Annotated in this window: 2 protein-coding genes; both read left to right on the top strand. The window is 68.7% G+C overall.

Going from position 1 to position 1602, the window contains the following annotated elements:
* A partial coding sequence (locus AC1D00_RS40330; protein WP_477014539.1) for a UDP binding domain-containing protein occupies window positions 1-171 on the top strand: 171 nt, incomplete at its 5' end.
* Window positions 172-294: 123 nt separating this feature from the next.
* Window positions 295-1602 (top strand): ATP-dependent helicase HrpB (gene hrpB, locus AC1D00_RS40325; protein ID WP_477014538.1); only part of this gene is annotated, 1308 nt, incomplete at its 3' end.

Here is a 1602-nt window from a genome sequence, read left to right as displayed (position 1 = left end):
CTCGTCATCGTCACCGAATGGGTGCAGTTCCGCGCTCTCGATCTCGACCGGCTGAAGGCCACCATGGCGCAGCCCATCATCGTCGATCTCCGCAACATCTACCGCCCCGAAGAGATGGAAGCGGCCGGCTTCACCTACGAGAGCATCGGCCGGCCGTCGGCGCAGGGCTGATAGCTACACATTGTTGTCATACCCCGCGAAGGCGGGGTATCCAGTAATCCGCGATCTTCGTGACAACCGGGATCCGAGTTTACTGGATCACCCGCATGCGCGGGTGATGACGGAAGCGAGATTTTGCCCCGCAACTTCGACACGCCCCTCCCGATCGATGCCGTGCTCGGCGATTTGTCGCGCACGCTCGAGGCACACAATGCGGCCGTGCTGGTGGCGCCGCCCGGCGCCGGCAAGACCACGCGCGTGCCGCTGGCGCTGCTCGATGCGCCCTGGGCCAAAGGCAAAAAGATCATCGTGCTGGAGCCGCGGCGCATCGCGGCGCGCGCCAGCGCCGACCGCATGGCCAAGTCGCTCGGCGAGCGGGCAGGTGAGACCGTCGGTTATCGCGTCCGATTCGGCTCGAAAATCTCGCGCGCGACACGCATCGAGGTCGTGACCGAAGGCATCTTCACCCGCCAGATCATGGACGATCCCGAGYTCTCCGGCGTTGCCGCCGTCCTGTTCGACGAATTCCACGAGCGTTCGCTCGACGCCGATCTCGGCCTTGCGCTGGCGCGCGACGCGCAAACCGGCCTGCGCGAGGATCTGCGCATTGTCGTGATGTCGGCAACGCTCGACGGCGCCCGCGTCGCAAGGCTGCTTGGCGAGGCGCCCGTCGTCGAAAGCGAGGGCCGCGCCTTTCCGGTCGAGACGCGCTATCTCGGCCGCAAGGCGGATGCGCCGATCGAGCGGCAGATGGCGGATGCGATCGCGTCTGCGCTGCGCGCCGACAGCGGTTCGGTGCTGGCGTTTCTGCCCGGCGCCGCCGAAATCCGCCGCACCCAGAATTTTCTGGCCGAGCGCGTGCAGGACGCCAGTATCGAGATCGTGCCGCTGTTCGGCGCGCTCGATGCCGCCGTGCAGGATCGCGCCATTGCGCCGGCGCCGAAGGGCACGCGCAAGGTGGTGCTGGCGACCTCGATCGCGGAGACCTCGCTCACCATCGAGGGCGTGCGCATCGTGGTCGATTCAGGTCTTGCCCGCGTGCCGCGCTACGAGCCCGATATCGGCCTGACGCGGCTCGAGACCGTGCGCGCCTCGCGCGCGGCGGTCGACCAGCGCCGCGGCCGCGCCGGCCGCACCGAGCCCGGCGTCTGCTACCGGCTCTGGGACGAGCCGCAGACGGCCTCGCTTGCGCCCTACACCCAGCCGGAAATCCTCAGCGCCGATCTGTCCTCGCTGGTGCTCGATCTAGCGCAGTGGGGCGTCGCCGATCCCGCCGCGCTGTCGTTCCTCGACCCGCCGCCGCAGCCGGCCTGGAAGGAAGCCAAGAGCCTTCTCAGCGAGCTCAACGCGCTGGACGGCGACGGCCGCATCACCGCGGAAGGCAGGAGCCTGCGCGCGCTGGCATTGCCGCCGCGGCTGGCGCGCATGATCGTGGATTCGCAC

The organism is Bradyrhizobium sp. P2_E8, assembly GCF_056403875.1.
Note: the sequence above shows the minus strand (reverse complement) of the source record. Positions and strands in the feature narration are given on the sequence as shown.